The sequence below is a fragment of the Streptomyces sp. NPDC048436 genome, assembly GCF_043200355.1.
Taxonomy (GTDB): domain Bacteria; phylum Actinomycetota; class Actinomycetes; order Streptomycetales; family Streptomycetaceae; genus Streptomyces.
Genome location: NZ_JBICXP010000006.1, coordinates 315,058 through 341,076 on the forward strand (window position 1 = coordinate 315,058; position 26,019 = coordinate 341,076).

General features: G+C 70.8%; 19 protein-coding genes and 1 riboswitch. Of the genes, 11 read left to right on the forward strand and 8 right to left on the reverse strand.

Features of this window, described 5'->3' with window-relative positions; translation table 11 throughout:
- Window positions 1–126 precede the first annotated feature (126 nt).
- Window positions 127–2,358, forward strand: a complete 2,232-nt coding sequence (locus ACGFX9_RS22835) for an MMPL family transporter (protein WP_393474840.1) — start codon at window positions 127–129, stop codon at window positions 2,356–2,358.
- A gap of 87 nt (window positions 2,359–2,445) precedes the next feature.
- On the opposite strand, the gene ACGFX9_RS22840 is transcribed toward ACGFX9_RS22835, so the two are convergent.
- Both ACGFX9_RS22840 and ACGFX9_RS22845 read right to left on the reverse strand, forming a co-directional pair.
- Window positions 2,446–3,432 carry a DUF3048 domain-containing protein gene (locus ACGFX9_RS22840; protein ID WP_393474843.1) on the reverse strand — a complete coding sequence of 329 codons (987 nt, stop codon included), beginning with the start codon at window positions 3,430–3,432 and terminating at the stop codon, window positions 2,446–2,448.
- Between the two features lie 184 nt (window positions 3,433–3,616).
- Entirely contained in the window at window positions 3,617–4,762 is a 1,146-nt protein-coding gene (locus ACGFX9_RS22845; RefSeq protein WP_393474846.1) for a S1 family peptidase, read from the reverse strand.
- A gap of 310 nt (window positions 4,763–5,072) precedes the next feature.
- Here ACGFX9_RS22845 and ACGFX9_RS22850 point away from each other — a divergent pair, with 310 nt between their 5' ends.
- The 3 genes from ACGFX9_RS22850 to ACGFX9_RS22860 all read left to right on the forward strand — a co-directional run bounded on the left by ACGFX9_RS22850 (window position 5,073) and on the right by ACGFX9_RS22860 (window position 12,366).
- Window positions 5,073–7,337, forward strand: a complete 2,265-nt coding sequence (locus tag ACGFX9_RS22850) for an ATP-binding cassette domain-containing protein (RefSeq protein WP_393474848.1) — start codon at window positions 5,073–5,075, stop codon at window positions 7,335–7,337.
- Window positions 7,338–7,409: 72 nt separating this feature from the next.
- On the forward strand, window positions 7,410–9,371 hold the full coding sequence (locus ACGFX9_RS22855) for a M13 family metallopeptidase (RefSeq protein WP_393474851.1): 1,962 nt from the start codon (window positions 7,410–7,412) through the stop codon (window positions 9,369–9,371).
- Between the two features lie 175 nt (window positions 9,372–9,546).
- Window positions 9,547–12,366: a beta-L-arabinofuranosidase domain-containing protein gene (locus tag ACGFX9_RS22860; protein WP_393474853.1), complete on the forward strand. Its 2,820-nt coding sequence runs from the start codon at window positions 9,547–9,549 to the stop codon at window positions 12,364–12,366.
- Here ACGFX9_RS22860 and ACGFX9_RS22865 read toward each other — a convergent pair.
- Window positions 12,305–13,039, reverse strand: coding sequence for a glutathione S-transferase C-terminal domain-containing protein (locus tag ACGFX9_RS22865; RefSeq protein WP_393474855.1), 735 nt, complete (start codon window positions 13,037–13,039; stop codon window positions 12,305–12,307). The genes ACGFX9_RS22860 and ACGFX9_RS22865 overlap by 62 nt on opposite strands.
- 479 nt (window positions 13,040–13,518) lie before the next feature.
- Window positions 13,519–13,631: riboswitch (SAM riboswitch) on the forward strand.
- Between the two features lie 38 nt (window positions 13,632–13,669).
- On the opposite strand from ACGFX9_RS22865, the gene ACGFX9_RS22870 reads away from it, so the two are divergent.
- The 4 genes from ACGFX9_RS22870 (at window position 13,670) to ACGFX9_RS22885 (ending at window position 17,793) form a co-directional block, all read left to right on the forward strand.
- Window positions 13,670–13,840 carry a putative leader peptide gene (locus tag ACGFX9_RS22870; RefSeq protein ID WP_393474858.1) on the forward strand — a complete coding sequence of 57 codons (171 nt, stop codon included), beginning with the start codon at window positions 13,670–13,672 and terminating at the stop codon, window positions 13,838–13,840.
- A gap of 112 nt (window positions 13,841–13,952) precedes the next feature.
- The gene (locus tag ACGFX9_RS22875; RefSeq protein WP_393474861.1) at window positions 13,953–15,200 is read left to right on the forward strand and encodes an LLM class flavin-dependent oxidoreductase; all 1,248 of its coding nucleotides are present in this window, start codon (window positions 13,953–13,955) and stop codon (window positions 15,198–15,200) included.
- 19 nt (window positions 15,201–15,219) lie between these two features.
- A complete protein-coding gene (locus ACGFX9_RS22880; protein WP_393474864.1) occupies window positions 15,220–16,650 on the forward strand; it encodes an NtaA/DmoA family FMN-dependent monooxygenase in 1,431 nt (476 codons plus the stop codon).
- Window positions 16,651–16,665: 15 nt separating this feature from the next.
- On the forward strand, window positions 16,666–17,793 hold the full coding sequence (locus tag ACGFX9_RS22885) for an LLM class flavin-dependent oxidoreductase (RefSeq protein WP_393474867.1): 1,128 nt from the start codon (window positions 16,666–16,668) through the stop codon (window positions 17,791–17,793).
- Window positions 17,794–17,797: 4 nt separating this feature from the next.
- Here ACGFX9_RS22885 and ACGFX9_RS22890 read toward each other — a convergent pair whose 3' ends face one another.
- A complete protein-coding gene (locus ACGFX9_RS22890) occupies window positions 17,798–19,006 on the reverse strand; it encodes a PucR family transcriptional regulator (RefSeq protein ID WP_393474870.1) in 1,209 nt (402 codons plus the stop codon).
- 115 nt (window positions 19,007–19,121) lie between these two features.
- Between ACGFX9_RS22890 and ACGFX9_RS22895 the strand changes: the two genes are divergently transcribed.
- On the forward strand, window positions 19,122–20,297 hold the full coding sequence (locus ACGFX9_RS22895) for a lactate 2-monooxygenase (RefSeq protein ID WP_393474873.1): 1,176 nt from the start codon (window positions 19,122–19,124) through the stop codon (window positions 20,295–20,297).
- Entirely contained in the window at window positions 20,294–21,271 is a 978-nt protein-coding gene (locus tag ACGFX9_RS22900) for a 2-hydroxyacid dehydrogenase (protein WP_393474876.1), read from the forward strand. Before ACGFX9_RS22895 ends, ACGFX9_RS22900 begins: the two co-directional genes overlap by 4 nt.
- A 72-nt stretch (window positions 21,272–21,343) precedes the next feature.
- On the opposite strand, the gene ACGFX9_RS22905 is transcribed toward ACGFX9_RS22900, so the two are convergent.
- From ACGFX9_RS22905 to ACGFX9_RS22915, 3 genes are all read right to left on the reverse strand, one after another.
- Window positions 21,344–22,132, reverse strand: coding sequence for an endonuclease I family protein (locus ACGFX9_RS22905; RefSeq protein WP_393475404.1), 789 nt, complete (start codon window positions 22,130–22,132; stop codon window positions 21,344–21,346).
- Between the two features lie 188 nt (window positions 22,133–22,320).
- On the reverse strand, window positions 22,321–23,532 hold the full coding sequence (locus ACGFX9_RS22910) for an MFS transporter (RefSeq protein ID WP_393474879.1): 1,212 nt from the start codon (window positions 23,530–23,532) through the stop codon (window positions 22,321–22,323).
- Entirely contained in the window at window positions 23,529–24,161 is a 633-nt protein-coding gene (locus ACGFX9_RS22915) for a helix-turn-helix domain-containing protein (protein ID WP_393474882.1), read from the reverse strand. Before ACGFX9_RS22915 ends, ACGFX9_RS22910 begins: the two co-directional genes overlap by 4 nt.
- 1 nt (window position 24,162) lies before the next feature.
- On the opposite strand from ACGFX9_RS22915, the gene ACGFX9_RS22920 reads away from it, so the two are divergent.
- Window positions 24,163–24,681: a GNAT family N-acetyltransferase gene (locus ACGFX9_RS22920; protein ID WP_393474885.1), complete on the forward strand. Its 519-nt coding sequence runs from the start codon at window positions 24,163–24,165 to the stop codon at window positions 24,679–24,681.
- 19 nt (window positions 24,682–24,700) lie between these two features.
- Here the strand turns inward: ACGFX9_RS22920 and ACGFX9_RS22925 are convergent, their stop codons facing one another.
- Complete coding sequence (locus ACGFX9_RS22925) at window positions 24,701–26,014, reverse strand: acyl-CoA dehydrogenase family protein (protein ID WP_393474888.1); 1,314 nt, start codon at window positions 26,012–26,014, stop codon at window positions 24,701–24,703.
- Between the last annotated feature and the right edge of the window lie 5 nt (window positions 26,015–26,019).

The window sequence follows — 26,019 nt, forward strand, 5'->3', positions numbered from 1 at the left end:
CGGGCCGGTTCCCACCCGGACTATTGAAGGGAACCTGCTGACCGCCCTGACGTGCACCGATGTGACGACGGGGGAGTCGCCCCTGCCAGTCCCTGCCAGCCAATTCCCGACGGGAGCCCTTTCGCCGTGGCTACGTTCCTCTACAAACTGGGCCGCCTCGCCTTCCGGCGACGCCGCTATGTGGCACTGATGTGGGTGGTGCTCCTTGCCGGCGTCGGCTTCTCCGCGTCCGCGGCACCCGCACCGCCCGAAGACTCCTTCTCCATGCCGGGTACGGAGTCCCAGAAGGCCTTCGACCTGCTCGACGAGAAGTTCCCCGCGGCCAGCGCCGAAGGCGCCACCGCCCGTGTCGTCATCCGCGCCCCCGAGGGCGAGAAGCTGACCCAGGCCGGCCCCAAGGGCGACGTCGAGAAGCTGGTCAAGAACCTGGGCGCAGGCCCCCAGGTCTCCGAGGTCGCCGACCCGTACAAGGCCGACGCCGTCAGCAAGGACGGCACCACCGCGTACGCGTCCGTCACGTACAAGGTCAACGCCCAAGAACTCACCGACAAGGCGCGCGACGCGCTGACCAAGGCCACCGACGACGCCCGCAAGACGGGCTTCACCGTCGAGACCGGCGGCGACGCCGTCATGGCCGAGCAGGAGATGGGCGGCTCCGCCGAACTCATCGGCATCGCGGTCTCCGCGGTCGTCCTGATCATCACCTTCGGCTCGATGATCGCCGCGGGCATGCCGCTCCTCACCGCCATCATCGGCGTGAGCATCGGTGTCTCGGGCATCGCGGCACTGGGCAGCCTGCTCGACCTCTCGGCCACGACCAAGACGCTCGCGTCGATGATCGGCCTCGCCGTCGGCATCGACTACGCCCTCTTCATCGTCTCCCGCTACCGGGCGGAGATCGCCGACGGCCGCGAACCGGAGGATGCGGCGGGCCGCGCCACCGGAACCGCCGGTTCCGCCGTGGTGTTCGCCGGACTCACCGTCATCGTCGCGCTGTCCGGCCTCGCGATCGTCAACATCCCGATCCTCACCAAGATGGGTCTGGCCGCGGCCGGCACCGTCGCGATCGCCGTCCTCATCGCGCTCACCATGATCCCCGCGCTGCTCGGTTTCGCGGGCAAGAAGGTGCTGCGCCGCAAGGACCGCAAGAAGCCCGCGGGCACGCTCAACGCCCCGAACGCCAAGCCGAATCTGGGCACGCGCTGGGCACGCTTCGTGCTGCGCCGCCCGCTCCCGGTGCTGCTGTTCGCGGTGGTCGGCCTCGGCGCGGTCGCCATCCCGGCCACCAGCCTGGAGCTCGGCCTGCCGGACGAGGGCACCTCGGCGCCGGACACCACGCAGCGCAAGGCGTACGACATGCTGTCCGAGTCCTTCGGCGCCGGCTTCAACGGCCCGCTGATGGTCACGGTCGACACGGACAAGGACAAGGGCGCCGCCGCGGCGGCCGACACGGTCGGCAAGGAGATCGCCAAGATCGACGGCGTCGCCGCAGTGGCGCCGGCCCACGCCAACAAGCCCGACGACACCGCGATCTTCAACGTCGTACCGAAGACCGGTCCGAGCGACCACAAGACCGAGGGCGTCGTCAAGGAGATCCGCTCGACGGTCGACGGTCTCGGGGACAAGACGGGCTCCGAGGTCCTTGTCACCGGCGCGACCGCCATGACCATCGACTTCTCGCAGACCCTGGACGACGCGCTCCTGCCCTACCTGGGCCTCGTCGTCGGCCTGGCCTTCCTGCTCCTGATGCTGGTCTTCCGCTCGGTCCTCGTACCGCTCAAGGCGGCGCTCGGCTTCCTCCTGTCGGTGGCCGCCGCGCTCGGCGCCGTCGTCGCGGTCTTCCAGTGGGGGTGGCTCGCCGACATCGTCGGCGTGGACCAGCCTGGCCCGATCATGAGCATGATGCCGATCTTCATGATCGGCGTGGTCTTCGGTCTGGCCATGGACTACGAGGTCTTCCTCGTGACGCGCATGCGTGAGGCGTACGTCCACGGGGCGCGCGCCGGCGAGGCGGTCGTCACCGGCTTCACACACGGCGGACGGGTCGTCGCCGCCGCCGCGGTCATCATGATCAGCGTCTTCTCCGGCTTCATCATGGAGAACGACGACATGATCAAGATGATGGGCTTCGGCCTGGCCATCGCGGTCCTCTTCGACGCCTTCGTCGTCCGCATGGCGATCGTCCCGGCCGTACTCGCCCTCCTGGGCAAGTCGGCCTGGTGGCTGCCGAAGTGGCTGAACTGGCTGCTGCCGAACGTCGACGTGGAGGGCGAGAAGCTGCACAAGCAGCTCGGCGACTTCCCGGTGCCGACGGAAGCCGACCGCGACGACAGGGAGCTGGAGTCCGTACGCGGCTGAGTGTCTGACGCTCGCTGAGCAGTACCCCACGTCAGCCCGGTGACCGGTCTTCACGGTCACCGGGCTGACGGCTGTCCTCCGCCGGGTCTAGCGGTCCGCGTACACCATCCAGACCTGGCCCGGCGCGAACGGCATCGGCCTGCCGTTGGAGAGCGTGAAGTGCGTGCCGCCCTCGGGGCTCGACCGCTTCCAGTGGGTCTTGTACGCCTTGCCGTCGCGCAGGACGAGCGCCTTGCCGCTGCCGACCGTCTTGATGTACGGGGTCGCCGCACCGTTGACGTCCTTGTAGCGCGACGGCGGCATGTCCACGTACTGGATCACGACCGTCTTCCCGCCGAGGCGCGCTCCCGACGCGCCGCGGGCCGGGGCGCCGTCGAAGGACGCGAGCCAGCGCCGCTCCTGTGGCGACCAGGCGAAGGTGTGGCTCGCCGCGGAGTAGCGGACGGTCCGTGCCGCGGTGGGGGCGCCGCCCGCCGGAGCCGGGCCGAAGCGGAAGCCGACGTCGGAGGCGAGGCCCGCCTTGGGGGCCGAGCGCAGTACCGCCTCGGGGCGCGCGAAGAGGTTGTGCGGGGCGGGGCGGTTGGCGTCGCGGAAGTAGGCCCCCGGGAAGCGGCCCTCCGGGCGGGCGTACAGCGGCGAGTCGCGGAGCACCTTGTTGAGCGAGCTGCGCACCCCCGAGTAGGCGAGCGCCGGGTGGCCGAACTGGCGCAGCAGCTCGATGTCGGACTCCCGGGCGCTGCGCACCGGTCCGACGGCCTTGGGCAGGCGGCTGGAGTAGACCCCCATGAGCCTGCTCATCCCGCCCTCGACCTTCTCCACGTACACGATGTCGGCCTGGGTGAGGCCGGTGTGCGGCCTGGCCGTCGGCGCGTTGTCGAACTTCACCGCGAGCACCGGGCCCTGATGTGCCGTAAGGCCGGTGAAGGGCGAACGGCCGCGCGGCGGGGCGCCGTCGTCCGCCGATGTGCTCGCGTGGGCGGCGGCTCCCAGGGTGAGTGCGCCCACGGCGAGTGTGGCGAGGAGTCTGGTCCCGATGCGGGCGCGGCGTCTGCCCCCGGCCGACCTTGCTGTCATCGCGGCTCTCCGTTCGTCCCCGAACACGTGGCTCCGGGACCAGTCGTTCCTGAAGTGGCAGCCGCACTCCTTCCTCCGTGCGCCGCCGGTGAACCCGGTTAGGGCCATCCAGCGGCCAGGACTCACCACGGGGGGCGTACGCGCCGGACCGTCCGCCACAGTGTCCGGCGCGCCGCATCGGAGGTCAGGCCGTGTGCAGGGTCAGCCCGTACCGGTTGAGGATTTCGTTGACCGGCTGGTGCCAGGTCTCACCGCCGCCGCTGCAATTGCCCCAGCCGCCCGAGGTGACGCCTTGGGCCTGGTCGCCGCTGATGAAGGAGCCGCCGGAGTCGCCCGGTTCGGCGCAGACGCTGGTCTTGGTCATCTGGTGGACGGCGCCCTGGCTGTAGTTCACCGTCTCGTTCTTGGCGAGGACGGTGCCGCAGTGCCAGTGCGTGGTGGACCCGGAGCGGCAGATCGACGCCCCCACCGGGGCCTCGGCCGAGCCGCGGACCAGCTGGTCGGAGACGGTGCCCCAGCCGAGGACCACCGGCACGGTCCACCAGCCGTTGCCCACGCTGACGTACGCGTAGTCGTTGTCGGGGAACGAGGAGCCCTGGAAGCTGCCGATGTTCGAACCGTCCCAGCCGCGCACCCCGGCCCCGGCCTGCCCGCAGTGGCCCGCGGTGACGAACCCGCCGTGCACCGAGAAGCCGATGGAGCAGCGGACGTTACCGGTGTAGAAGGGGTCGCCGCCCACCGTGCCCGCGGCGAAGGTGGCCGGTGCCTCGCCCACCGTCTTGACCTGGACGGGGCCCGCTCGCCTGGCGCGCTCGACGAAGCGTTGGACATCGTTGTCGTCCTTCTGGGCGGCGACGACGTTCACGATGACGCGGTTGCTCCGGGGTGCCACGTGCCAGCTGCTGACTCCGGAGGGGGCGGGCAGGGCGTCGACGCGCTTCTTGGCCGCGTCCAGTTCCTTGGCGCTGTGCCGGACCACGCGGACGGCGGCTCCCGTCTCGCGAAGGGCGGAGGCCTTGGCGGCGCTGGTGGTCGCCACGGTCAGCTTGCCGGTGGCCGCGTCGTACCAGGAGCCGCCGTAGGCCGCCCCGGCAGCCCGGCGCGCGGCGCGGTCGACGCCGACGGCGGTCTTCTCGGAGGCGAGCCGGGCGCGCGCCTGGCTCGCGGTGAGCCCGAGGTCGTCCTGGAGGGCGGTGAGCATTCCCGCGGAGGCCGGGGGAGCGGCGGGTGCGGGGGCGGCGCTCGCGGTGGGGGCGAGGGAGGCGCTCGCCCAGGTGCCCATCAGGAGCATGGAGGAGAGGGCGATGCGGACTCCGGTTCTGCGTCTCATGACGGTGCCCTTTCTGTCGTTCCAACGGGGTGGGGGAGGAACAAGGGGTGAACAGGGGGGGGAACAGGGGAGGAACAGGGTGCTGAGAGCGCTCTCACGATGAGTTCAGGCGGAGCATAGAAGCGGCTCGACGGTCATGTCCATACCAACTGGGCGGTCCCTGGCGGTAATTGACCCTTGTAACGCCGCACACCGCACAGGGATTGGGTACGATGTACGCTTGACTGAGTACGGCGTACGCTTTTCATTCCACCCGGTCGAGCCGGTTGACTCGGTTCAGCCGGTAAGACGGACAGGCCAAGGAGCATCAGTGACGGTCACCCCCGCCGACAGCCACCACGTGATTCAGGTGCGAGGAGCCCGCGAGAACAACCTTCAAGACGTCTCGCTCGACATCCCCAAGCGGCGGCTCACCGTCTTCACCGGAGTCTCCGGCTCCGGCAAGTCCTCGCTGGTCTTCGGCACCATCGCCGCCGAATCGCAGCGGCTGATCAACGAGACGTACACCGCGTTCATCCAGTCGTTCATGCCGAGCCAGGGCCGCCCCGACGTGGACGGACTGCGCAATCTCAGCGCGGCGATCGTCGTCGACCAGGAGCGCATGGGGGCCAACTCCCGCTCCACGGTGGGCACCGCCACTGACGCCTACACCATGCTCAGGATCATCTTCAGCCGCATGGGCGCCCCGCACATCGGCACCGCGAGCGCCTTCAGCTTCAACGTCCCCGACGGTATGTGCCCCGACTGCGAGGGCACCGGCGAGGTCTCCACCGTCGACGTCGACCAGCTCGTGGACCGTGAACTCTCCCTGAACGAGGGCGCGATCACCGTCCCGTACTTCGCGGTGGACTCCTGGAGCTGGAAGGTCATGGCCACCTCCGGCTTCTGTGACCCCGACAAGAAGCTGAAGGACTTCACCGAGCAGGAGTGGGCCGACTTCCTGCACAAGCCCGCGGTCAAGGTGAAGGCGGGCACCAACGGCTTCACATACGAAGGCCTGATCGTCCGGATGCAGCGGACCTGGCTCTCCAAGGACCGCGCCTCCCTGCAGCCCCACGTCAGGGAGTTCGTGGACCGGGCCGTGGTGTTCGCCCGGTGCCCGCTCTGCGAGGGCACGCGGCTGACCACGGCCGCGCTGTCGTCGAAGATCGACGGCAAGAACATCGCCGACTGCTCGTCCATGCAGATCAGCGATCTGGCCGAATTCGTACGCGGCCTCGACGACCCCACCGTCGCGCCGCTGATCACGAGCCTGCGCGAGCTGCTCGAATCGCTGGTCGAGATCGGGCTCGGCTATCTGAGTCTGGACCGGACATCGGGCTCGCTCTCCGGCGGCGAGGCGCAGCGCGTGAAGATGGTCCGCCATCTCGGCTCCAGCATCACCGACGTGACGTACGTCTTCGACGAGCCGACCATCGGCCTGCACCCGCACGACATCCGGCGCATGAACGACCTTCTCCTGCGGCTGCGCGACAAGGGCAACACGGTGCTCGTGGTGGAGCACAAGCCCGAGGTCATCGCGATCGCCGACCACGTCGTGGACCTCGGCCCCGGAGCCGGATCGGCCGGCGGACAGATCTGCTACACCGGCGACGTCGCGGGGCTGCGCGACTCCGGCACGCTGACCGGACGGCATCTGGGGCACCGGGCTCAACTGCGCGAGCAGGTGCGCGTACCCAAGGGGGAGCTGTCCATCAAGGGCGCCGACCTGCACAACCTCAAGGACGTCGAGGTCGACATCCCGCTCGGCGTGCTCGCCGTCGTCACCGGCGTCGCGGGCTCCGGCAAGAGCTCGCTGATCCACGGCTACCTCTCCGGGCGCGAGGGCGTGGTGGTGGCCGACCAGTCACCGATCCGCGGTTCACGCCGCTCGAACCCGGCGACGTACACCGGACTCCTCGGGCCGATCAGGACCGCCTTCGCCAAGGCCAACGGCGTCAAGGCGGCGCTGTTCAGCGCGAACTCCGAGGGCGCCTGCCCCAAGTGCGGCGGCATCGGGCTCATCTTCACCGACCTGGCGATGATGCCGGGAGTGGCGTCGGTCTGCGAGGAGTGCGAGGGCAAGCGGTTCACCGCCGAGGTCCTCACCTACCGGCTGCGTGGCAAGAACATCAGCGAGGTCCTCGGCATGTCCATCGCCGAGGCGTACGACTTCTTCCCCTCGGGTCGGCCGCACACCATCCTCGGCAGGCTCACCGACGTGGGCCTCGGCTATCTGCGGCTCGGCCAGCCGCTCAACACCCTGTCCGGCGGCGAGCGCCAGCGCCTCAAGCTCGCCATCCACATGGCCGAGAAGTCATCGACGTACGTCCTGGACGAACCGACCACCGGACTGCACATGGCCGACGTGGACAAGCTGCTCGCCCTCCTGGACCGGCTGGTCGACGACGGGAACTCGGTGGTCGTCATCGAGCACCACCAGGCGGTCATGGCGCACGCCGACTGGATCGTCGACCTCGGCCCCGGCGGCGGTCACGACGGCGGCCAGGTGGTCTTCACCGGGACGCCCGCGGCCCTGGTGGCCGACGGTGACACGGTGACCGCGCGGCACCTGCGGGAGTACGTCACCGGCTGAGGACGGGCCGAGGGCCGGTCGGCGGTCGCTCGCCGATCGTGCTCGGAGGCGGTGTCCGCGTAGGGTGCGTGAATGAGCATGCTGGATGACGCCCGCGCGGGCATGAACCCTGAGATCCGGCCGCAGGACGACCTGTTCGGCCACGTCAACGGTCACTGGCTGGAGAACGAGCCGATCCCCGAGGATCGCTCCAGCTGGGGCCCCTTTGTGCAGTTGGTCGACACGGCCGAAGAGCAAGTGAAGGTGATCATCCAGGAGCTGGCGTCGGCCGCGACGGACGGCGCCGACTCCGAGGACGCACGCAAGATCGCCACGCTGTACGCGGCCTTCATGGACGAGGAGGCGATCGCCGCCCGCGGCCTGACCCCCGCACAGCCGCTGATCGACGCCGTCGCGGGGCTGCGGGACCGTAAGGACCTCGCGGCGTTCCTCGGCCGCTTCGAGCGGATCGGCGGCTCCGGCCTCTTCGGCATCTACGTCGACTCCGACGACCGGAACTCCGACCGCTACCTCTTCAACATCCTCCAGGGCGGCCTCGGCCTGCCCGACGAGTCGTACTACCGCGACGAGAAGTTCGCCGAGATCCGCGAGAAGTACGTCGCCCACCTCACCGAGCTGCTCAGGCTCGGGAAGCACGCCTCCCCGGCCGACGCGGCACGGACCGTACTCGCGCTGGAGACCCGGCTGGCCACCGGCCACTGGGAGCGGGCCGAGACACGTGACGTACAGAAGACCTACAACCTCACCACCCTGGACGAACTGACCGCCCTTGCCCCGGAGTTCGACTGGCGTGGCTATGTCGAGGGGCTCGGCGGCTCGGACGCCACCATCGCCGAGACCTGCGTCCGCCAGCCGTCCTACCTCAGCCACCTCTCCGCGGTGCTCGCCGAGACCCCGATCGAGCAGTGGCGTGACTGGGCGCTGGCCCGCGTGCTGCGCTCGTCCGCGCCTTATCTGACCGACGACTTCGTCCAGAACAACTTCGACTTCTACGGCCGCACCCTCAACGGCACCCCGGAGCTCCGCGCCCGCTGGAAGCGCGCCGTTGCGCACGTGGAGGGGGCCATGGGCGAGGCCGTCGGCAAGGAGTACGTCGCGCGGCACTTCCCGCCGAGCTCCAAGGCGATGATGGACGACCTCGTCGCCAACCTTCTTGAGGCCTACCGGCAGTCGATCGCCCGCCTCGACTGGATGACGGACGAGACGAAGGAGCGCGCCTACGAGAAGCTGGCGACGTTCCGTCCCAAGATCGGCTACCCGGACACCTTCCGGGACTACTCGGCGCTCCAGGTCTCCGCCGGCGACCTGCTCGGCAACGCCCACGCGGCGGCGGCGTTCGAGTCCGACCGGGAGCTCGCCAAGATCGGCTCGCCGGTCGACCGCGACGAGTGGTTCATGCTGCCGCAGACGGTCAACGCGTACTACAACCCGGGCACCAACGAGATCTGCTTCCCCGCGGGCATCCTGCAGAAGCCGTTCTTCTCGCCCGACGCCGACCCCGCGGAGAACTACGGCGGCATCGGCTCGGTCATCGGCCACGAGATCGGCCACGGCTTCGACGACCAGGGCGCGCAGTACGACGGCGCGGGCAACCTCAACGACTGGTGGACCGCGGCCGACAAGTCCGCGTTCGAGGCGAAGTCGAAGGCGCTGGTCAAGCAGTACGACGGCTTCTCGCCCCGCAATCTCCCCGGCGAGTCCGTCAACGGCTCGCTGACGGTCGGCGAGAACATCGGCGACCTCGGCGGCCTCACCATCGGGCACACGGCGTACCGCATCGCGCTCGACGGCGCCCCGATGCCCGAGAGCGACGGCCTCACCGGCTCCCAGCGGCTGTTCATGAACTGGTCCTACTGCTGGCGCACCAAGCGCCGCAAGGAGCAGGAGCAGCAGTACCTCACCATCGACCCGCACTCGCCACCCGAGTTCCGGGCGAACATCGTGCGCAACCTCGACGAGTTCCACGAGGCGTTCGCGACGGCGGAGGGCGACGGGCTCTGGCTCGACCGCGCGGAGCGTGTACGGATCTGGTGAACCCAGGGGCCTGGTGATCGCTCCCGGTGGCCGTGGCGCTTCTGCCGCGGCCACCGGGTGATCCTGACAGAAGCATTGACGTGTCCTTGCCGCACTCCTACTTTTTGGTCGGTGATCCGAACCACGTTCGACATGTCGAACGTGCCGACCGTGCATCGTCAGGAATGAGGCACCCATGTCCCCCGCACCCGCCAGACGAGCCGTCCTCCGCGCCGCGGCGCTCGTCGCAGCGGCACCGGTGATGTCCGCCCTCGCCTCCGGCCGGGCATCCGCCGCTTCCCCCACACCCAAGGCGGCCGCCGCTCCCGCCGCATGGACCGCGCGGCCGTTCGCACTGAAGGACGTACAGCTCCGGCAGGGTGTCTTCGCCGCCAAGCGCGCCCTGATGCTCGACCACGCACGCGGCTACGACGTGGACCGGCTGCTCCAGGTCTTCCGCGCCAACGCGGGGCTCTCCGCCCGTGGCGCCGTGGCACCCGGCGGCTGGGAGGGGCTCGACGGCGAGGCGAACGGAAACCTGCGCGGGCACTACACCGGCCACTTCCTCACCATGCTCGCGCAGGCCTATGGCAGTACGGGCGAGAAGGTGTACGCCGACAAGATCCGGACCATGGTCGGGGCGCTCACCGAGGTCCGCGACGCGCTGCGCCGCGAGCCCGAAGTGCTCAGTGTCCAGGGCAAGTTCTCCACCGCCGCGGAGAACGTCCGCGGTTCCTCCCAGTACGTCGATCTACCGCCCCGCCTCCTCGACGGCGTCAAGGACGTGACCATCTCGGCCTGGGTGAAGCCCGCCCACGACGCCGCCTGGGCGCGGATCCTGGACTGCGGCAACGACACCAGCCGCTATCTCTACCTCGCCGCCCGCAACGCGGACGGCGTCCCGCGCTTCGCCCTCACCACCGGCGGCCCCGGCGGTGAACAGGCCATCAACGGCACGAAGCCGCTGGCCCTCGACCGGTGGAGCCACGTGGCGGTGACGATCAAGGGCGACACCGGCACGCTCTACGTCAACGGCACCGCCGTCGCGGAGAACACGGCGATGACCCTGGACCCGGCCGCGCTCGGCTCCCTGCGCGACAACTGGCTCGGCCGGTCCAGCTACGCGGCCGACCCGGTCTTCGCCGGGGCCTTCGACGAGGTCAACTTCTGGTCGCGGGCGCTGAGTCCGGCCGAGATCGCGGGGCTCCAGGACGCGCCCGCCGCCGATGGCCCGACCGGTGCCGGGGACGTCGCCTCGTACGCCTTCGAGGAGACCAAGGGCGCCACATTCGCCGACAGTTCGGGCCGCGGCAGGGCCGCCACCCTGCGCCGTACCTGGGGAGGTCCGAGCCATCCGGGGTTCCTCGCGGCGTACCCCGAGACGCAGTTCATCACCCTGGAGTCGATGACCCAGGGCGACTACACCATGGTGTGGGCTCCGTACTACACCGCGCACAAGATCCTGCGCGGCGTACTCGACGCCTATCTCCACACGGACGACGCCCGCGCACTCGACCTCGCCTCTGGCCTGTGCGACTGGATGCACTCCCGGCTTTCGAAGCTGCCGCAGAGCACCCTGCAACGCATGTGGGGGATATTCTCCAGCGGCGAGTTCGGCGGCATCGTCGAGGCGATCTGCGACCTGTACGCGATCACGGGCAAGGCCGAACACCTCGCGCTGGCCCGCCTCTTCGACCTGGACAAGCTCATCGACGCGTGCGCCGCGGGCGACGACACCCTCGACGGACTCCACGCCAACCAGCACATCCCCATCTTCACGGGACTGCTGCGGCTGTACGACGAGACGGGGGAGCGGCGCTATCTCACGGCCGCGCGGAACTTCTGGGGCATGGTCGTCCCGACCCGCATGTACGGCATCGGCGGCACGAGCACCGGCGAGTTCTGGAAGGCGCGCGGCTCCGTCGCCGGCACGCTCAGCGACACCACCGCCGAGACCTGCTGCGCCTACAACCTGCTCAAACTGAGCCGGACGCTGTTCCTCCACGAGCAGGACCCGAAGTACATGGACTACTACGAGCGGGCCCTCTACAACCAGGTGCTCGGCTCCAAGCAGGACAAGGCCGACGCGGAGAAGCCCCTCGTCACGTACTTCATCGGCCTGCTCCCCGGCCATGTGCGCGACTACACGCCCAAGGCGGGGACGACGTGCTGCGAGGGCACGGGCATGGAGAGCGCCACCAAATACCAGGACTCCGTCTACTTCAAGGAGGCCGACGGCTCCGCCCTCTACGTCAACCTCTACAGCCCCTCCACGCTGACCTGGTCCGAGAAGAACCTCATGGTCACGCAGACGACCGACTACCCGAGGGAGCAGGGGAGCACGCTCACCGTCCGGGGCGCCACCACGGCGTTCGACCTGCGGCTCCGCGTGCCCGCCTGGGCGAAGGACGGGTTCACCGTGACCGTCAACGGCAAGAAGGCGACGGGTGATCCGGCCCCCGGACGCTACTTCTCCGTCTCCCGGACCTGGCGCGACGGAGACACCGTCCGGATCTCCGTCCCCTTCCGCCTGCGCGTCGAGAAGACCCCCGACAAGCCGGAGATCCAGTCCCTGTTCTACGGTCCCGTCCATCTCGTGGCCCGCGACAGCTCAAGGAACTACCTCCGCCTGAGCCTCTACCGCAACGCGGCGCTCTCGGGCGACCTGCTGCCCACCCTCACCCCGGTCGCGGGCAAGCCGCTGCACTACACGCTCGACGGCACCGCCCTCGCCCCGTTCTTCGAGGGCACGGAGGACCCGACACACGCCTACTTCCAGCGGGCCGAGTCCCGGGTGGTCTTCGGCACGACCGATGCGGGCGTCGCCAACCCGGCCAGGACCGACGGCACGACCCTCCTCGACGACATCTGGTCGGCCGCCCCCTTCCGGAACAAGGGCGCGCTGGTTCAGCGCGTCCAGAGCGTGGTCGACGCCTGGGTGGCCGACGGGCGGCTCAGCGGGGCGGACGGCGTGAAGGTGGTGGCCACGGCGAGACGGGCTTCGTACGTGCCGTAGGTGGGTGGTTGGCGCGGAAGGCCGGGTGGTCGTGCAGGCGCTCGACGTAGGCGCGTACGTGGGTACGGGAGCGGGCCGCGGCAGCCGCTTGCCGGGGGAGGTGGACGAGCGTGGCCCACAAGTCCACGTCCGCCGCGGTGAGTTGGGCGCCCACGATGTAGGGGCGGGTGGCCAGACGGCGGTCGAGTTCGCCCAGGACCGGCTCGGGCGCCTGGAAGAGGCGGGCGGCGAGGCGCTCGTGCACGGCGTCGATCTGCGCCGCCAGGGCGCACGGGCGCAGGACGAGCAGCGGGTCGCCGCCGTGCGCGGCCAGGCGGCAGGCTAGGTCGCGCAGGATGTCGGGGGTGTGGTTGCTGACGACGTGTCCGCTCCACCGGTCGCAGAGGGCGGGGACGGCAGGCGTGCCGTCGAAGTGGTGCTCGGTGGCCTCGTAATAGCGGTGCAGGGAGTCCAGCGCCATGGGGGCGTCCGGGGCCAGGACCGTGGTGGAGACCGAGTCCCTGAGCTCGAGCAGGTCGAGGGTGATCGAGACGCGCAAGGAGCTCGGACATCCCGCCGAGAGGTACAGATGGTAGCGGTGAGGCGCCGGGTAGAAGCCGCCCGCGAGGTCGGCGCCGATGCGGCTGCGGATCGGGGGGCGGGAACGGTGCGGCGTCGACGTGGTCTCGGGCATGGCTCTCCAGACAACAGGTGAGGGGCGCCGACCGCTTCGGGCCGGCGCTCTCGGCTGACGCTTCCGGTGGGTGGAGGTCAGACCGCTGGAGCCGTGGCGCTGCACACGCGCAGCAGGTCGATGTGCAGACGCCGGGTGAGGACGCGGGGGCGCGGTCGGGGCGTGGACAGGGAAGGGCGCCGAGTGCCGTTCCTCCCACCGACCGCCCTGGACATGTCCACCAGCCCTGCGTCGAGGCCCGTTGCGTCAGAGCCGCGCTACCGTCCCGGGAAGTGTGGGTCCGGGCGCCCGGCGCCGTCAAGAAGGCCCGCGCCGACCGTCCTGAAACTCCTCGCGTCCATGCGGAACAGAAGACGTGGCGCGGCGGTTGACGCTGAGAAGGGCAGCTGACGGCACCGTACGGCGATGTGAGAACGCCCATGATCCTTGTGGTCGCCGGGCATTGCGCACCGCTGTGACCTCGCGTAACGTCCCGAACAGGTGACGAGTGTCAGCGTCAAGCCCTGGCTTGCTGACCGGCAACCCTCCGACGCGGTGGGGTGCTCCAGGTGAAGACCAGGCGGTGCCCATCCGGGTTCCGCAAGCGCGATACCGGCGAGGCATCGAGCCCGCCGGGCCGGAAGGGCGGAGGTGACCGACGTGCCGCTCTTCCCGCATGCGCCGGTCGCCCCTCATATGTCGCTCCTGCCGTCCCCGTCCGCCCTGCGCGTCATGGTGATCGCCCCGAGCCGCCGCGTGCATCTGTACTCCCGGCCGCACATCGACCTGCAGCGCGTGGCCGGCGCGCTCTGTCGCCCCTGACCTGTCACTCCGCCGCCGGGCCCTCCATGTCGAGGGGCCGGTGTCCTCGTACGGTCAGCCGGTCGATCAGGAAGGCGCACCTTTCGTGTCGTCATCATCTTCGTTGCCCCCTTTGTCTCCATTGTCCCCCTCTTCTTCTCCGGACTCCGCTTCCTCCGGCGCGCTGCACCTCGCCGTCGCCCTCGACGGCGCGGGCTGGCACCCCGCCGCCTGGCGCGAACCGGTGTCCCGCCCAAGGGAGTTGCTCACGGCCCGCTACTGGGCCGATCTGGTCACCGAGGCCGAACGCGGTCTGCTCGACTTCGTGACCATCGAGGACGCGCTCGGCCTGCAAGCCGCGCCTTTCGCCGAACCCGACGCACGCACCGACGAGATACGCGGACGGCTCGACGCCGTTCTCATCGCCGCCCGCATCGCCCCGCTGACCAGCCACATCGGCCTGGTGCCGACCGTGGTGACCACCCACACGGAGCCCTTCCACGCATCCAAGGCGATCGCCACGCTCGACTACGTCAGCAACGGCCGCGCGGGCCTGCGGGTACAGGTGTCACCGCGCCGCAACGAGGCCGCGCACTTCGGCCGCCGGACGCTTCCCGCCTTCCGCATCGAGGACCTGGAGCGCCCGGCCATACGGGAGTTGCTCCTCGACCTCTTCGACGAGGCCGCCGACTACGTCGAGGTGGTGCGCCGCCTCTGGGACAGCTGGGAGGACGACGCCGAGATACGGGACGTCGCCACCGGCCGCTTCGTCGACCGCGACAAGCTGCACTACATCGACTTCGAGGGCAAGCACTTCAGCGTCAAGGGCCCCTCCATCACACCCCGGCCGCCGCAGGGCCAGCCCCTCGTCAGCGCCCTCGCCCACGAGACCGTGACCGACGCCCCGTTCCGGCTCCTCGGCCGCTCCGCCGACATCGGATACGTCACCCCGCACGACGCCGGGCAGGCACGCGCCATCGTCACGGCCGTCCGCGCGGAACAGGACAGGGCCGGGCGCTCCGACGAGCCCCTGCACCTCTTCGGTGACCTGGTGGTGTTCCTGGACGACGACCCGGCCGCCGCCGCGGCCCGCCGCGAGCGCCTGGACGCCCTCGCAGGCCACCCGTACACCAGCGACGCGAAGGTGTTCACGGGGACACCCGCTCAACTCGCCGACGAACTCCAGGAGTTGGCAAGGGAGGGGCTTTCCGGGTTCCGGCTGCGTCCCGCGGTCCTCGGCCACGACCTCCCGGCGATCACCCGCGGTCTGGTGCCCGAGCTCCAGCGCCGGGGCGTCTTCCGCCGCGCGTACGAAGCCGACACCCTGCGCGGACTGCTGGGCCTCGCCCGCCCCGCGAACCGCTACGCCGCCACCGCCTGAGCCGGAAGGGAACCCAGTCATGAGCAAGTCACCCGACAAGCCGCTCAAGCAGATCCACCTCGCGGCGCACTTCCCCGGCGTCAACAACACCACCGTGTGGAGCGACCCCGACGCCGGAAGCCACATCGAGTTCAGCTCCTTCGCGCACTTCGCGCGGACCGCCGAACGCGCCAAGTTCGACTTCCTCTTCCTCGCCGAAGGGCTGCGACTGCGCGAACAGGGCGGCCAGATATACGACTTGGACGTCGTCGGACGGCCCGACACCTTCACCGTCCTCAGCGCGCTCGCCGCCGTCACCGAGCACCTCGGCCTGACCGGCACCATCAACTCCACCTTCAACGAGCCCTACGAGGTGGCCCGCCAGTTCGCCAGCCTCGACCACCTCTCGGGCGGGCGCGCCGCATGGAACGTCGTGACCTCCTGGGACGCCTTCACCGGCGAGAACTTCCGCCGCGGCGGATTCCTCCCGCAGGAGGAGCGGTACTCAAGGGCGAAGGAGTTCCTGCGTACGGCGGGCGAGCTGTTCGACTCCTGGCGCGGGGACGAGATCGTCGCCGACCAGGAGACCGGCACCTTCCTGCGCGACGCCCAGGCAGGAGCCTTCGTCCACCAGGGGCAACACTTCGACATCCAGGGCCAGTTCAACGTCCCGCGCAGCCCCCAGGGGCGCCCGGTCATCTTCCAGGCGGGTGACTCCGAGGAGGGCCGTGAGTTCGCGGCCGAAGGCGCTGACGCCATCTTCAGCCGGTACAGCACGCTCAAGGAAGGCCAGGAGTTCTACACGGACGTCAAGGGGCGCCTGGCCCGCCACGGCCGCACCCACGACCAGCTCCTGATCCTGCCCGCCGCGACCTTCGTACTCGGAGACACCGACGCCGAGGCGGAGGAGCTCTCCCGCGAGGTGCGGCGCCTCCAGGTCAGCGGCGCCACGGCGATCAAGCACCTGGAGTTCGTCTGGAACCGCGACCTCTCCGCGTACGACCCCGAAGGCCCGCTCCCCGACATCGATCCGGACGTCGGCGAGCACACCATCGCCCGCGGTCGTGCCCAGGTGCGGATGTACCGCGACCCGCTGGCCACCGCACGGGAGTGGCGGGAGCTCGCGGAGGCGAACAAGTGGTCCATCCGTGACCTCGTCATCGAGACCGGCAATCGCCAGTCCTTCGTCGGCTCCCCGGCCACCGTCGCCGAGACGATCAACTCCTTCGTCCAGGCCGACGCATCCGACGGGTTCATCCTCGTACCGCACATCACCCCCGGCGGCCTCGACGGCTTCGCCGACACCGTGGTCCCACTGCTCCAGGAGCGCGGCGTCTTCCGCACGGAGTACGAGGGCACCACCCTGCGCGACCACCTCGGCCTCGCCCACCCCGACGCCCGCCCCGACGCCGATGCCGGGGGCCCGCCCGCGCCCGAACCCGTCCTCGTCCCCGCGTCCGCCGACCACTGAGAAGGAGCACCGCACATGTCAGCCATCCCTCTCGGCATCCTCGACCTGGTGCCGGTCTCGTCCGGCTCCACCGCGGCCGGGGCGCTGCGCAACTCCATCGACCTGGCCAGGCAGACCGAACGCTTCGGGTACGCCCGCTACTGGTTCGCCGAACACCACCTCAACCCGGGCGTAGCGGGAACCTCACCCGCGGTCGTCCTCGCCCTGACCGCCTCCGCGACCTCGACGATCCGGCTGGGTGCGGGGGCCGTACAGCTCGGCCATCGCACCGCTCTCTCCACGGTCGAGGAGTTCGGCCTGATCGACGCGCTGCACCCCGGGCGCCTTGACCTGGGCCTCGGCCGTTCCGGCGGCCGTCCGCCCGGAAAGCCCGCCGCCGCGCCGCCCACCGCGACCCCCGTCGTCGACGGTCACGCGCCCAACGGACTGCGCATCCCCGCACGGTTCTCCTACGAGCATCTGCTCGGCTCACCTCGCGTGGCCCTGCAGCGCAAGCTGCTCCAGCAGCCGAACGCCGAGTCGCAGGACTATGGAGAGCAGGTCGACGACATCCTCGCGCTCCTGGCAGGGACGTACCGGTCAGCGGATGGCATCGAAGCGCACGTCGTCCCGGGTGAGGGCGCCGACATCCAGGTGTGGATCCTGGGCAGCAGCGGCGGACAGAGCGCGGAGGTGGCGGGCGGCAACGGACTGCCCTTCGCCGCGAATTACCACGTCAGCCCCGGCACGGTGCTCGAAGCGGCGGAGGGATACCGCGCCGCGTTCAAGCCCTCCGACGTACTCGACGAGCCCTACGTCAGCGTCTCCGCGGACGTAGTCGTCGCCGAGGACGACGAGACCGCCCGCGAACTCGCCGCGGGCTACGCCCCGTGGGTCCGCAGCATCCGTACGGCCGAGGGTGCCATCCAGTACCCCACGCCCGAAGAGGCCCGCCGGCACGTCTGGACCGAAGCGGACCGGGCGCTGGTCGACGACCGCACCGAGACCCAGTTCGTCGGCTCCCCGGGCCACGTCGCGGACCGCCTGGAACAGCTCCAGGAAGCCACCGGCGCCGACGAGTTGCTCATCACCACCATCACCCACGGCCACGCCGACCGGGTGCGCTCCTACGAACTGCTCGCCGAGGAGTGGCGCCGCAGATGACGTCCTACCCGCCGCGTCCCCCGAGCACGATCGTGCGGGCGATGTCCAGGGTGAGGCGCTGCCACGGGTTCTGCGGGTCGCGCGATGTGAGGTCGCGGACCCGGCGCAGGCGGTAGCGCACGGACTGGGGATGCAGGTGGAGTTCGCGGGCCGCCGCGTTGGCGGAACCGGTGTCGATGTACGCGGTGAGAGCCTCCAGGAGGTGGCGCTGCGCAGGGTCGACGAGCCGGCCGAGGACGATGCGGCCGATCTGGTCGGGGCTCGCCACCGGGTGGCCCGCGAGCAGCGCGAGGACATGCGCGTCGGCGTCGGTGAGCACCCGGTCGGCCTGGTGGGCGTGCGGGGGAGCGGTGTCAAGGGCGCCCGCGGCGAGGCGGTGGGCGACCTGGACGCGGTCCAGGCTCTGGCCGGAGATCACACAGCCGCGCCAGGCGTGCCCGCGCAGGACGCCGGGCACGGCGTCGGCGGCCGCGGCCGGAAGGAGCAGGACGGCACGGGAACCGTGGGTCGTCGCGAGGGACGTTCCACGGGACCCGTCGCCGTCGAGGGCCGCGAGCAGGGCGGTCGACGTGGCGAGGGAGATGTCGGATGAGACGTAGGAGGAGGAGCTGTCCGCCGACGCGTCTCCTACCGGCTCCGCCACCAACAGGCAGTAAAGGTCCGGCAGTTGGATGCCGAGCCGGGACGCCCGCGCGCTGAGCGCTCCCAGCGACGCGTGCCGGCCCGCGATCAGGTCGTCGAGCAGTAGTTGCAGCGCCCTGTCGCGGTCACCGGTGAGGCGTTCGCTGGCCGCCGCGTACGCCGTCGTCATCTCCTCGGCGATGGTGTCCATGGCCTGCAGCAGGAGTTGGGTCAGCGCGAAGGCGTCCTTCGTGGACAGCTGCGGCGCGCGGGCGGCGACCTCGTCGGCGAGCACCGCCGCGGCGACCCGATAGGCACGCAGGACAGCCTGCAAGGGGCGGCCGTCCGCCGCCCGCGCCGCCGCGATCCCACGGAAGCGCCGCAGATCGGCGGCGCCGATCGACCCGTCCGTCACCCACTGGCCGAGCAGCCGGTCCGTCGCCCAGGCGGCGATGGCCCGCACCTCGGGGAACCTGCTGCCGTCCAGCGCCGTGTACGCCGGAACCTGCTCGTGCACCGCGTCGACGACCGCCTCGACGAGGCGCGGGTCGGCCAGGAGTTCCTGTCGGACCCGTTCCCGCTTGTTTGTCACAGGGTGATAGTCCCATCGGAAAAGGGTGCGTACGACCATGGACGGGGCTTGTCACAGTGGCAAGGATCATCGGGTAGACAGCGCAGTCTCACGGAGACGGGACGGGACCCACCACATGACGACCTCGCCGAACTGGGCGGACTTCCAGTACGAGATCTACCTCAACGGCATGACCGGGGCCGTACCCCGCCTGCCCACCGACCTGACCCGCCTCGAAGAGCTGACCGAGCAGCGGCTCGGCCCAGGCCCCGTCGGCTATGTCGCCGGGAGCGCGGGCAACGGCAGCACCACCCGCGCCAACCGTGAGGCACTCGACCGGCGCCGGATCGTGCCGCGGATGCTGCGTGACGTACACGAACGCGATCTCTCCGTGGAGGTGCTCGGCCACCGGCTGCCCGCGCCGGTCGCCCTCGCGCCCGTCGGCGTCCTGTCGATCATGCATCCGGACGGGGAGTCCGCAGCCGCCCGCGCCGCCGCCGCCCGTGGCGTCCCGTACATCCTGTCGTCTGCGTCCAGCACCCCCATGGAGCAGGTCGCCGAGGCGATGGGGGACGCTCAGCGGTGGTTCCAGCTGTACTGGGCCAAGGACCGTGACGTCACCAAGAGCTTCCTGGACCGGGCCAAGGCCTCCGGGTACACGGCACTGGTCGTCACGCTCGACACCCCGCTCCTGGCCTGGCGGCCCCGCGACCTCGACCAGGCCTACCTGCCCTTCCTGTACGGCGTGGGCACCGCCAACTACTTCAGCGACCCCGCGTTCCAGGCAGGTCTCGCCAAGCCGGTGCACGAGGATCCGAACGCGGCCGTGATGCACTTCGTCGGCATGTTCGCCGACCCCGCGAAGACCTGGCCCGACCTGGCGTTCCTGCGCGAGAACTGGGACGGCCCCATCGTGCTCAAGGGCGTCCTGCACCCGGACGACGCGCGCCGCGCCGCCGACGCGGGCATGGACGGCGTGGTGGTCTCCAACCACGGCGGGCGTCAGGTCGCGGGCTCCGTCGCGGCGGCCGACGCGCTGCCCCGCGTCGTGGCCGCGGTGGGCGACCGGCTCAGCGTCCTGTTCGACAGCGGGATCCGCACCGGTGACGACATCTTCAAGGCGCTCGCCCTGGGCGCCGAGGCCGTGCTCGTGGGACGGCCGTACGCCTACGGGCTCGGCCTCGACGGGCAGGCGGGCGTCGACCACGTCATCCGCTGTCTGCTCGCCGAACTCGACCTGACCCTCGCCCTGTCCGGGCACGCCGGGCCCGCCACGCTCAGCGCCGACGACCTGATCGAGGAGTCCGCATGACCACAGTGAAGAACGTCCTCGCCATCGTCTCCCCCCATGTGGGTGGCCGCGCCGCCGGCGGAGCGCTCGCCGGGCTCCTTCCCCCCTCGACCCACGTCACCGTCGTCGAAGCGGCCGACGAGGATGCGGCGGCCCTGCGCGAGGCGCACGTCATCATCACCGGCCTCGCGCCCGTCACCGCCGAGCACATCGCCGCCGCCCCGGCCCTGGAAGTCGTCCAGTGCGCGAGCCACGGCTTCGACTACGTCGACCTGGACGCGGCCCGCGCACACTCCATCCAGGTCTGCTCGATCGGCTCCAGCGGCGCCGAGAAGCAGAACGTCGCCGAGCAGACCTTCGCCCTCATGCTCGCCCTCGCCAAGCAGCTGATCCCCGCGCACACCGCCCTCACCGAGGCCGACTGGGCGCTGCCCCGGCTCCAGCAGTCCATCACCGAACTCTCCGGCAAGACGCTCGGCATCGTGGGACTCGGCCACATCGGCGAGGAAGTCGCCCGCCGCGCCGTGGCGTTCGACATGACCATCGTCTACGCGGGGCCAAGGCCGGCGGCAGCGGAGACGGAGGCCCGCCTCGGCGGCGCCCGCCACGTACAACTCGACGAGCTGCTCCGTACGTCCGACTACGTCAGCCTGCACGCCCCGCTCACGCCGGACACGCGCCACCTCCTGGACGCCGAGCGCCTCGCCCTCCTCAAGCCGACGGCCTTCGTGGTCAACACCTCACGCGGCGCGCTCATCGACCAGGACGCACTCGCCGACGCGCTGACGGCCGGGACCCTCGCGGGGGCGGGCATCGACGTCTTCGACCCGGAACCGCCCACCGAGGCCCTGCGCCTGCTGAAGGCGCCGAACGTGGTGCTCTCGCCGCATGTCGCGGGCGTCACCCGCGAGACGCTCGTCCGGATCGGGCTCGCCGCGATCCAGAACGTCGCCGGTCATCTGGAGGGCAAGCCGCTTGGTGACGTGGTCTCCTGACGTACCGTCACCCGATGACGGGAGGTGGCAGCACTGCGAGAGTGCTGCCACCTGAAGCCGGCGGGCGGGCGTCTACCAGATCGACCCGACCCACTCGGGGTGGTCGATGAACGGGTTGCGGTTGTGCTGGAACTGGTCGTAGATGACCTGGTTGCGGTTCTTCTCGAACGCGTCCGGCGGGTCCTCGTCGCTCCACTGCTTGAGCACGGAGAGCCGTCCGATGGCGGGTGCGCTGCCGTTGTCGACCTTGTCGTTGGGCTCCAGGTCGGCGAAGCCGTCGTCACCGTCGTAGCGCACGGCCATGTAGAGGATCATGCGGGCCACATCGCCCTTGACGGCGTCACGGGGTTCAAAGGAGTCGGCGTCGGTGTTGTTGCCCGGCGCCTCGCCGACCGCGCTGCCGCCGTTGTCGAAGTCCTTGTTGCCGCGGGTGCTGTTGACCGACACGTCCTCCGGACGCAGGTGGTGGATGTCGGTGCCGGGGCCGGTCGCGGTGCCGAAGTCGCCGTGCGACTTGGCCCACACGTGCTCGCGGTTCCACTGGTCCGGGTCGCCGCCGTTGCTGCTCTTGCTCTGCGAGCGGCCGGTGTAGAGGAGGATCACGTTGCCGCTGTTGGCCGGGTCCTCGTCGGTGGTCTTGAGGGCGTCCCAGACCTGGTCGTACGAGAGCTTGGTCTGGTCGCTGATGATCGTGTGCAGCGCGCTCTTCAGCTCAGGACCGGTCTTGCCGAGCGCGTCCTTGTAGTACGTGTCGTCATAGGCGCCGACAGTCGTTCGCGCGCGAGTCGGCGTGGGGTCCGAGGTCGCGGCGTCGGCGGCGGCCGGGACGGTGATCCCGACGAGAAGTGCGGCGGCCGTCATGGCGAGCGGTTTCCAGCGGCGTATGTGAGGGACGGGCATGTGGGGGTGTCCTCTCCCGGAGGCTCGCGTACCCGCGGATCCCTCCAACAGGGCCTGCGTTCTACGCGAGTTGACAAGTGGGTCATCGGGAGAGTGGCACGGGTGGGCGCGTCACTGTATGAACGTTGTGGGTCGAATCTGTGATGATGTCATGGACGGGACAAGTTACGCCGCCGCGGACGGCCGGCCTCTGCCCTCGCCTCGCTGATCCGTCGGCCGCCGAGGTGCCCGACCAGGGCCGCGAGCAGCAGGGCCGTGAGAGCGGCGAGCGATGTGCCGCGCCATCCGAAGGTTTCGAAGGTGGGCGCCGCGAGCGCCGTGCCGATGGCGCCGAAGATGAAGTACAGGACCAGATAGACGCTGCTGAGGCTGCCGCCGCGTTCGGGGTCGATGGCGATGATCCTGCTCTGGTTGGCTGCCTGGGCGGCGAAGCAGCCCGCGTCGAACAGGGCGAGTCCGGCTCCGGTCACCGGCGGGGAGCCGAGGCCGGTGGCGAGCAGAACGGTCCCGGCGGCGCCGGCCAGCATGCCTGCGGTGATCACGGTGCGGGCGCCGTAGCGGTCGGTGAGCCGTCCGGTGACCGGGAGCGCGCCGAACCCGAGCAGTCCGGCCAGGCTGTACAGCCCGATGGCGGTAGGACTGAGCGAGTGCGGCGGTTGGGCGAGGGCGAGGGCCAGCGTGACCCAGATGAGGTTGAAGGCGAAGTACCACAGGCCACCGGCGGCCACCGCCCGGCGCAGCTGCTGATGGCGCCGCAGCAGAGGCGGGAGCGAACGGAGCGTGGCGAGGTAGCCGCGGCCGGGGCTCGGCGCCTGCCGGGGGAGGAGAACGGCGGCGCAGAGTGCGCACAGCAGGACGAGGGCGGCGAAGGCGAGCAGCATCCACCGCCATCCGACGGCGTCGGCGAGGGAGCCGCCGGCCAGGCGGCTGAGCAGGATGCCGGCCGACATGCCCGCCGCCACCGTGGCCACGCCGGTTCCGCGGCGCCCGGGCGGGGTATGGCGGCCCGCGATGTTGCCGGCCTGTGCCGCGACGCCGGCCGCCGCGCCGATGAACAGGTAGGCGGCGAGGAGGGTGAGTGCGCCGTGCGCGCTCGCGGCCAGGGCGAGGGCGGCTGCCAGACAGGTGAGCTGCCCGGCGACCAGGCGGTTGGGGGCCACGTGGTCGGTGAGGGGCAGCAGGAGCGCGAAGCCGGTCATGCAGCCGATGAGGGCGGCGGTCGGTACGAGACCGATGACCGAGAGCGGCACACCGAGTTCCGCGGCGACATCGGTGAGCGCGGGCTGAAGCGCGTAGTTGTTCGCTATCGCGGTCCCGGCGGTGCAGGCGAGGAAGACAGTGGCGCCCCGGGGAAGGGTCACGGCTGTTCTCCCCGGGCGAGGATGACGGCGTAACGGCACTCGGCGCCGCTGGTGTTGGCGAAGACGCGCGGCGAGGGATCGCCCAGTTCGATCGTGTCGCCCGCGTCGAGTTCGTGCACCGTGTCGCCTTCGTGGAAGGTCAGGTGCCCGTCGAGCACCCAGACGACCTGCCGCAGGAAGGCGAAGGCCGCGGCCGGGTACGGCACGCGGGCGCCGGGCGGCAGACGGATCTCGGCGACCTCCGCGGGGAAGCGGGGCCCGGTGACCTGGCGGCGGCGGTACCCGGTGGCGGGATCGGTCCACTCGGCGGCGTCGGCCTGGCGGCGCACGCCCCCGGATGGGCTCGCGGCGTCACGGGCCGAATCACCGGCTGCTTCGTCCGCGCCCTCTGCTCCCTCCGTGCCCTCCGCGAGAGCGAGCAGAGAGGAGACGCTGAGCTGGAAGGCGGCGGACAGTTTGCCGAGAATGACGGCGGTGGGACTGCTCTCGCCCCGCTCGATCCGGTTGATCATGGCGCGGGAGACACCGGAGGCCTCGGCGAGCTGCGCCAGGGTCCAGCGGCGTCGGTCGCGTTCGGTGCGGACGCGTGCGGCGATCTGCCCCACAAGGGGATCTACTATATTGGACACGATGAATCTAATATACAAGAAGGCGCAGGCGGTGACGGTGCGCGCGGCCCACCCCGGCGACGCCGAAGCCGTCCGCGCCATCCGCAACCACGCGATCGAGCACTCGACGGCCCTGTGGACGCAGACCCAGCAGTCTCCCGCCGAAGGGGCGGCCTGGCTCGCCGCCCACCTGGACCGGGGCTCCGCGTTCGTGGCGGAGGCGGACGGCGAGGTCGCCGGGTTCGCGGTCTACGGCCCATGGCGTGAGCTGGAGGGGTATCGCCACACGGTGGAGAACTCCGTCTACGTACGCGAGGGGCGGCACGGCCTCGGCATCGGCTCGGCGCTGATGACCGACCTCATCTCCGCCGCGCGCCAGGCCGGCCACCACGTGATGATCGCGGACATCGAGGCGGGCAACAGCGGCTCGATCCGGCTGCACGAACGCTTCGGCTTCCGTCACGTCGGCACAGTGCCGGAGGTCGGCACCAAGTTCGGCCGGTGGCTCGACCTGACGATCATGCGGCTGCCGCTGACCTGAGGGCGATTGCCCCCACCCCTCACGCGCGCAACGTGAGCGACGACGGCAGCCCGTTGAGGTAGTGCTCCCCGATGTCGCGGAGCCGGTGCGCGGCGGAGCTGTGGGCCGTCAGGGCACGGGCGTTGCGCCAGAACCTGTCGAGGCCGGGGTCGGTCGAAGGGGCGGGCGCGTCGGCGGTGAGTTCCAGGACGCGGGTGGTGATGTGCAGGGCGGACTGGGCGGTGACCGCCTCGGCCGCACCGACGAGGAACGCGATGTCGGCCCGTTCGCCCGCGCCAAGGGCGGGGCCCGTCTCCAGCCCCTGGGCCAGGGCCTCCGTCGCGCGCTCCACCACCGCGGCGGCGCTGTGCGCGGCCGTCGCCAACTCCCCGTAGGCGAGCAGCAGATACGGGTCGGTGGGCGGTGGCCCGCAGTCGCCGCCGGGGTCCAGCACGGTCATCGCATGGGGACGCGGCAGGGCCCGGCTGATGTCCCGTGCCTCCGCGAGGGCGCCTTCCGCGTTGCCCAGGCCGACCTGGACGAGCAGGAGGCGGCGGACCAGCGGTGAGAGCGCGGTGAAGGGCAGTATCTCGTGCTCGTCGACGGGGGCCACGCCGAGCACCTGATGCGCCGCCAGCGGTACGTCGTCGTAGCTGACTCCGCCCGCTCCCGTCAGGCGCTGCCCTAGGAGGTCGTGCGCCGGTTCGGCGGACACACCGGAGTGGGCCGGGTCCACGTGTACGACGACCCAGTCGCCGCTGTCGGTGCGCCGCGCCGTGTGGACGAGCCGGTCGGCGACGGAGACGCCCGCCGTGAGGGGGCGCGTGCCGCGCAATACGTACCCGTCGGCGGTCGGGGTGAGCGTGAGGCCAGTGTCCGTACGGCCGTCGGGCAGATCGGCGTCACCGCCCCAGAGCCACTGCTCCCGCACTGCGCGCAGTTCGAGCGCGGCGGCTGCGTCGGGGGCGCCGAAGAGGCGCGGGGCCCACGCCATCGCGTGGTGGTGGGCGAGGAGTTCGGCGACGGAACTGTCCGCCACCGCGATGTCCCGCACCGCCGTACACGCGGTGCGCCAGTCGACGCCCTGCCCGTCCGGGCCTTGCGGCGTCAGGAGCGCGGGCAGCCCCGCCTCCCGCAGGCGCGAGACCTCGTCGTGCGGAGGCTTGCCCGCCCGGTCGCGCAGGTCCGCGTCCACGGCGAGGTCGTCCGCGAGTTCGTGGACGACGCGCAGCCAGGCAAAGGGAGCGGCCGGGACCGTCGGCATCGCGTCGTTCACCGTGCCGCGCCGGGTGCGCGGCAGGGGCAGTGGCGGGTGCAGCCCGTCGGGATCAGCGTTCTCACGGCCACGCCTCACAGATT